Origin of the sequence: Streptomyces graminilatus, from assembly GCF_001418565.1 — a bacterium.
Classification (GTDB): domain Bacteria; phylum Actinomycetota; class Actinomycetes; order Streptomycetales; family Streptomycetaceae; genus Streptomyces; species Streptomyces graminilatus.
In genome coordinates this window covers 1-5,471 of record NZ_LIQQ01000408.1, presented here as the reverse complement: position 1 = coordinate 5,471, position 5,471 = coordinate 1, and the positions used below count along the sequence as shown (strand labels likewise).

The 5,471-nt window shown below is 69.7% G+C and carries 8 protein-coding genes and 1 riboswitch; of the genes, 5 read left to right on the top strand and 3 right to left on the bottom strand.

Going from position 1 to position 5,471, the window contains the following annotated elements; all coding sequences use genetic code 11:
• Positions 1 to 9: 9 nt before the first annotated feature.
• A complete protein-coding gene (locus AOK08_RS30855) occupies positions 10 to 285 on the bottom strand; it encodes a type II toxin-antitoxin system Phd/YefM family antitoxin (RefSeq protein ID WP_055532183.1) in 276 nt (91 codons plus the stop codon).
• A gap of 177 nt (positions 286 to 462) precedes the next feature.
• Between AOK08_RS30855 and AOK08_RS30850 the strand changes: the two genes are divergently transcribed.
• From AOK08_RS30850 to AOK08_RS30840, 3 genes are all read left to right on the top strand, one after another.
• On the top strand, positions 463 to 1,107 hold the full coding sequence (locus AOK08_RS30850) for an ATP-dependent Clp protease proteolytic subunit (protein WP_055532181.1): 645 nt from the start codon (positions 463 to 465) through the stop codon (positions 1,105 to 1,107).
• Positions 1,108 to 1,114: 7 nt separating this feature from the next.
• Positions 1,115 to 1,423: a hypothetical protein gene (locus tag AOK08_RS30845; protein ID WP_055532179.1), complete on the top strand. Its 309-nt coding sequence runs from the start codon at positions 1,115 to 1,117 to the stop codon at positions 1,421 to 1,423.
• A gap of 383 nt (positions 1,424 to 1,806) precedes the next feature.
• A riboswitch (cyclic di-AMP (ydaO/yuaA leader) is annotated at positions 1,807 to 1,986 on the top strand.
• Between the two features lie 3 nt (positions 1,987 to 1,989).
• Positions 1,990 to 2,463 (top strand): C40 family peptidase, encoded by a 474-nt coding sequence (locus AOK08_RS30840; RefSeq protein ID WP_055532178.1) that lies wholly within the window; start codon positions 1,990 to 1,992, stop codon positions 2,461 to 2,463.
• Here the strand turns inward: AOK08_RS30840 and AOK08_RS30835 are convergent.
• The gene (locus AOK08_RS30835; protein ID WP_241827158.1) at positions 2,456 to 2,965 is read right to left on the bottom strand and encodes an ATP-binding protein; all 510 of its coding nucleotides are present in this window, start codon (positions 2,963 to 2,965) and stop codon (positions 2,456 to 2,458) included. The two genes, AOK08_RS30840 and AOK08_RS30835, sit on opposite strands and share 8 nt — an antisense overlap.
• Before the next feature lie 212 nt (positions 2,966 to 3,177).
• On the opposite strand from AOK08_RS30835, the gene AOK08_RS30830 reads away from it, so the two are divergent.
• Positions 3,178 to 4,035, top strand: coding sequence for a helix-turn-helix domain-containing protein (locus AOK08_RS30830; protein WP_055532177.1), 858 nt, complete (start codon positions 3,178 to 3,180; stop codon positions 4,033 to 4,035).
• A gap of 9 nt (positions 4,036 to 4,044) precedes the next feature.
• Complete coding sequence (locus AOK08_RS30825) at positions 4,045 to 4,269, top strand: DUF397 domain-containing protein (protein WP_055532176.1); 225 nt, start codon at positions 4,045 to 4,047, stop codon at positions 4,267 to 4,269.
• A 101-nt stretch (positions 4,270 to 4,370) separates the two neighbouring features.
• Here the strand turns inward: AOK08_RS30825 and AOK08_RS30820 are convergent.
• Positions 4,371 to 5,471: 8-amino-7-oxononanoate synthase (locus tag AOK08_RS30820; RefSeq protein WP_055532175.1), on the bottom strand; the 1,101-nt coding region annotated here is incomplete at its 5' end.

The window sequence follows — 5,471 nt, the reverse complement described above, 5'->3', positions numbered from 1 at the left end:
GCCCCTCCCTCAGCGCGCCCCCGGCCCCCGGTGCTCCGCCGCGATACCGAACCGCTGCCGTTCGACGGGCGCGGCGGCGACCTCCCTGACGCCGGAGACCGCGCTGACGACCTGTTCCTCCGCCGCGTCCAGCTTGTCGAGGCGTTCCAGGTCGGCCGCGGAGACCAGGGCGACGAGGGGCTTGCCGTGCCGTGTCACGACGACGCGCTCAGCGCCGTACACCACCTTGTTGATCAGGTCGGCGAGCTCAGCCCTGGCTTGCGTCACCGGAATCTCGTAGGCCATGTGTTCCAGCTTAGACCCGCCCTCCGGCACCCCCGCAGAGCGGACGATCTCGTGCGGCGCCGCCGAAAAGGGCTCGGCGAAGGGCTGGGCAAAGGACTCGGCGGCTCGCGGAGCCCTCGCCGCAGAGTCTGTACGTCCTGTACATTTCTTACGGAAGCCACCGAGGAGGCGCGCACCATGAAGGACACCGACGACCCGTCCGCCCGATACGTCCTGCCCGAGTTCACCGAACGCACCAGCTCCGGGACCCGGACGATGGATCCGTACTCCAAGCTCCTGGAGGAGCGGATCGTCTTCCTCGGGACGCCGGTCGACGACGTCTCGGCGAACGACGTGATGGCCCAGCTCATGCATCTCGAATATCTGGCGCCCGACCGGGACATCTCGCTCTACATCAACTCCCCCGGCGGCTCGTTCAGCGCGATGACGGCGATCTACGACACGATGCGGTTCATCACCTGCGACGTGGAGACGACCTGTCTGGGGCAGGCGGCCTCCGCGGCGGCCGTACTGCTGGCCGCCGGCACGCCGGGCAAGCGCAGCGCGCTGCCGGGGGCCCGGGTGCTCCTCCACCAGCCGTCGCTGTCCGAGCCGGTGCACGGACAGGTGAGCGATCTCGCCATTCAGGCCCGGGAATTGGGCCGGGTCCGTAACCTGCTGGAGGAACTGCTCGCACGGCACACCGGACAGCGCCCGGAGCAGATCGCCGCGGACATCGAGCGGGACAAGATCCTCGATGCCCGAGCCGCCCTGGAGTACGGCCTGGTGGACCGGATCGTGCCCAGCCGCAAGTCCTCGCCCCCCGCCCACGGCACGAGGTGAGCCGCCGATGCTTCCGCCCGAACTTCCTCCACTGCCCGCCCTGACGCGCGCGGAGGGCGAGTTGATCGACCGATACCTGGAAGTGGCCGATCTGCTCGGCCGTATCAACCCGGCCTACCACGGGGACACGTATCGCGGACTGCGGGCCGCGCAGGCGCTGGTGGCCAAGGCGGTGGCGCTGCGGGACGCGCTGGAATTGATGCATCAACGGGGCGAGACCGAGGTGCACGCCGATACGCTGGCGCGTGCGCTGCGCGTTCTCGACGGGGAGCGTCGAACGGCGCGTGTCACCGTTCCGCGTGAGCCCGCCAGTTGACTCACCCGGTCGGCGTATCCGGGCCGGGCGGGCCCGGATGTGGCGGCGAGCGGCTGTCCGGAACCGGCCGGGAAGTGACTGGGCGCCATCCCCCGTTCGCAGTAGTCGCACATACCTCGATCAGCCCGTTCGACTTGCGCGACACACGTAGTTCGTAACCGAAACGAGACCGCTGAAGCGCTGGTCCGGGGGTGCGCGACCCCCTCGAAAGTCGTCCGAGGGTACGGGTGTCCACCCGAACGGACCAGCGGTGAGTAACGCCACAAAGCCCCGAATCCATTGGGAATTTCCCGCTTCCATGAGCCAAGATCCCTTCCTGACGACAAGCCCCCGCCACAAGAGGCGGGGCGATCCGGGCGGACGCCGAGTCCTGCCGCCACCCGGATGACCGGTCGACAGATGTGCATCGGCAGGAGTGGAGGACCCAAGCACGACGGGTCGCCGGAACGGTCACGCCATGACCGGGCCGAGCAGCCCTTGGGGTGAAGCCGCGTCAGCGGCCGGGCAACTTTGTCAGCCCGAATCCGACAGGTCATCCTTCACAGGCGGCTGACGAAGGGTTGCGCATGTCTGCGCTCAATCGTGTCCCGTCGCTGATGACCCGTGCCGGTACGGCCTCGGCTCTCACCCTGGCCGCCGTGGGCGGCAGCCTGGTGATACCCGGTGTCGCACCGGAGGCCGCCGCGGTGGCACCGGCGACGAAGGCACTTCAGATCGCGGCTTCGAAGCAGGGTTCGCCTTACAAGTACGGCGCCGCGGGGCCGAAGAGGTTCGACTGCTCCGGTCTCACGCAGTATTCGTTCAAGAAGGTGGGCAAGTCACTGCCACGCACGGCAGCGGCCCAGTACAACAAGACCAAGCACATATCCGCCAAGAACCGTCGCGGCGGAGACCTGGTCTTCTTCCACTCGGGCTCGAGCGTCTACCACGTGGGCATCTACGCCGGAAAGGGAAAGATCTGGCACTCCCCGAAGACCGGGGATGTCGTGAAGCTCCAGAAGATCTGGACGAAGAGCGTCTGGTACGGCCGGGTCAGCTGACCTCCCCTGGGCGGGACGGCGGCCCCGCAGCCGCCGCCCCGCCCAGGCCGACCACCGTCACCGGGGGCCTGGCCGGGACCGCCGGTACCGTCCAGGGAAGTTCGATCGACACCGTCTTGCCGCCCTCCCGGGTGGGATGGACGCGCAGTCTCCCTCCCGATTCGGCGGTGAGCCAGCGGATGATGACCATCCCCCGGCCGTTGTCCTGCTGCACGGCGGCGGGCAGGCGTTTGGGGAAACGCGGGTGGCTGTCGGTCACCCCGATGCGCAGATGTTCGTCACGGTCGAGGGCGATGTCCACCGTGAAGGTGGGTGACAACCCGAAGGTGTGCTGTACGGCGTTGGTGGCGAGTTCCGAGACGATCAGGCGGATGCCGTCGGCGGCCTCGGTGTCACCCGGCAGGCCCCATTCCGCCAGCACGCTTGCCACATACGCGCGGGCGGCGGAGACCGAGGCGGGATCGCTCGGCAGAGTTACGGATGCTTCCAGGTGGTCTGCCATGGCGACGTCGTCCCTTTCCCACAGGACCGCGGCCCGACACGGAGCGGCTGGTTCGAGTACGGTCCCGGACTGGTGCTTCGCGCCAGACTGCCATTCCCATGCCGGTCACGGGGTGCGATCCACCAAGATATGCATATATCTGTCGCTCGAAGCGGTGAACTCTGCGACCCCAGAGCGTATTTGCGCGGCTCGTCAGGAGTAAGGAGTGGCCCATGCAGTACGGACCCGCGGTGCGCCGCCGGAAACTGGGTGCCGAACTGCGCGCGCTGCGCGCCAGGGCGAGTCTCACGAGCGGTGAGGCGGCCCGGCTGGTGGGCTGGCACCAGTCGAAGGTGAGCCGGATCGAGACAGGCGCGAGCCGGGTGAAACCGGCGGACGTAAGGTTACTTCTGGACGCCTACGACGTCCCGGACGGCGAGGCGCGCGAGCTGCTTCTCGTGCTGGCGGGCGGTGAGCACGCCGGCCGGCACCACTGGTGGCACGCCTACCGTGGCGTACTGCCGCCGACCTACCGGGATTTCATCAGCCTGGAGTCGCAGGCCAGCACGATGCGCACCCTGGAGACCTCGGTGGTGCCGGGGCTGCTCCAGACCCCGGAGTACGCCCGCGCGATGACCCGGGCCGCCGTCGACGGTCTGGAGGAATGCCGGCTCGACGCCCTGGTGGAGGTGCGGCTGGCCCGCCAGGACGTGCTGCGTTCGGATCCACCGCTGGAGTTGAGCGCGGTCCTCGACGAGGCGGTCCTGCGTCGCGAGGTGGGCGGCCCGGAGGTGATGAGCCGTCAACTGGACCGGCTCGCGGAAGCGGCCCGGCTGCCCCAAGTGCGGCTCCAGATCCTGCCGTTCAGCGCGGGTGCCTACATCGGCATCACCGGGCCTTTCGTTATCTTCTCCTTTCCGAGCACATCTGACTTGGATGTGGTTGTTCTTGACCAGATGATGAGTAGCCTCTATCTCGAACGGAAAGAAGACCTCCAGGCCTACAGCGAGGCCTTCAACACCCTTCAGATCCACGCCCTTTCGCCCGAGGACTCGTTGGATTTCATCGCCGATCTGAATCACGGCGTGTAAGGAGGCACCATGTCAGCACTGCCTCGGAACGTACCGTCCGCCGTCGACCCGCCCGGTGTGCGATGGCTGCGCAGCAGCTACAGCACCGGCGCGAACAACTGTGTGGAGACAGCCCGCCCGGACACCGCAGCCCGGGACGGACTGCTCGCCGTACGCGACTCCAAGAACACGACGGGGCCCGCCCTGCTCTTCTCCCCCGAGAGCTGGGAAGGCTTCCTCACCGCGTTCCGGTGATCGCACCGGGGCACACGGCCGCGGTTCGCCGACTCATGGCCGCGTGCCACTGATCAACGATCAACCGCACCCCGGATCCACCGATCCACGGATCCGCGCGTCTACGGTCGGTTCTCGCCGATCACCTGTACCGCCCGTGCGATCTGCTCCTCGGCCAGATCCGCGCGGGCGGTCAGCCGCAGCCGGGACACTCCGTCGGGCACGGACGGCGGGCGGAAGCAGCCCACGCCCACTCCGGCCGCCCGGACATCGGCCGCCCACCGCACGGCATCCTCCGCGGACGGCGCGCGCACGGAGACGACAGCCGCGTCCGGCCGTACCGCCGACAGCCCCAGAGCGGTCAGCCGGGTGTGCAGCTCGCGCGCCACCGCACGGGCCCGTGCGGCCCGTTCCGGCTCGCGGCGCAGCAGCCTGAGGGCCGCGAGGGCGGCGCCCGCAGCGGCGGGGGCGAGCCCGGTGTCGAAGATGAACGTACGGGCCGCGTTGACCAGGTGCTCGATCACCCGGGCCGGTCCCAGCACCGCACCGCCCTGGCTGCCGAGCGACTTCGACAGCGTGACCGTCACGACGACGTCCGGCGCGCCCGCCAGCCCCGCCTCGTACGCCGAACCCCGGCCGCCCTCGCCCAGTACACCCAGCCCGTGCGCGTCGTCGACGACCATCCCGGCGCCGAACTCCCGGCAGGCGGCGGCCAGCGCGACCAGCGGCGCGGCGTCCCCGTCGACCGAGAAGACGGTGTCGGACACGGCCACGGCCGGCCCGGAGTGTGTGCCGAGGGCCTTGCGGACGGCGTCCGGATCGGCGTGCCCGACGACCTGGGTCGTACCCCGGGCGAGGCGGCAGCCGTCGATCAGCGAGGCGTGGTTGCCCGCGTCCGAGACGACGAGGGAGCCGTGCGGCGCCAGCGCGGTGACCGCGGCGAGGTTGGCCGCGTAGCCGGAGGAGAAGACCAGGGCGGCCTCGAAGCCGCAGAAAGCGGCCAGTTCGCGTTCGAGTTCCGCGTGCAGCTCGGTACTGCCGGTGACGAGCCGCGAGCCGGTGGCCCCACCGCCCCACCGCCGGGCGGCCAGCGCGGCGCCCTCGGTGACCTCGGGGTGGCGGGCCAGCCCCAGATAGTCGTTGCTCGCGAGGTCGAGCAGCGGGGAGTCGGCGGGGCGCGGACGCAGGCTCCGTACGAGTCCGGCGCGCCGGCGCGCCTCGGC

Excerpts from the sequence above, each read along its gene's own strand:
- AOK08_RS30845 (WP_055532179.1), top strand. The coding sequence starts at position 1,115 with ATGCTTCCGCCCGAACTTCCTCCACTGCCCGCCCTGACGCGCGCGGAG.
- AOK08_RS30825 (WP_055532176.1), top strand. The coding sequence starts at position 4,045 with ATGTCAGCACTGCCTCGGAACGTACCGTCCGCCGTCGACCCGCCCGGT.
- AOK08_RS30855 (WP_055532183.1), bottom strand. The coding sequence starts at position 285 with ATGGCCTACGAGATTCCGGTGACGCAAGCCAGGGCTGAGCTCGCCGAC.
- AOK08_RS30850 (WP_055532181.1), top strand. The coding sequence starts at position 463 with ATGAAGGACACCGACGACCCGTCCGCCCGATACGTCCTGCCCGAGTTC.
- AOK08_RS30830 (WP_055532177.1), top strand. The coding sequence starts at position 3,178 with ATGCAGTACGGACCCGCGGTGCGCCGCCGGAAACTGGGTGCCGAACTG.
- AOK08_RS30835 (WP_241827158.1), bottom strand. The coding sequence starts at position 2,965 with ATGGCAGACCACCTGGAAGCATCCGTAACTCTGCCGAGCGATCCCGCC.
- AOK08_RS30840 (WP_055532178.1), top strand. The coding sequence starts at position 1,990 with ATGTCTGCGCTCAATCGTGTCCCGTCGCTGATGACCCGTGCCGGTACG.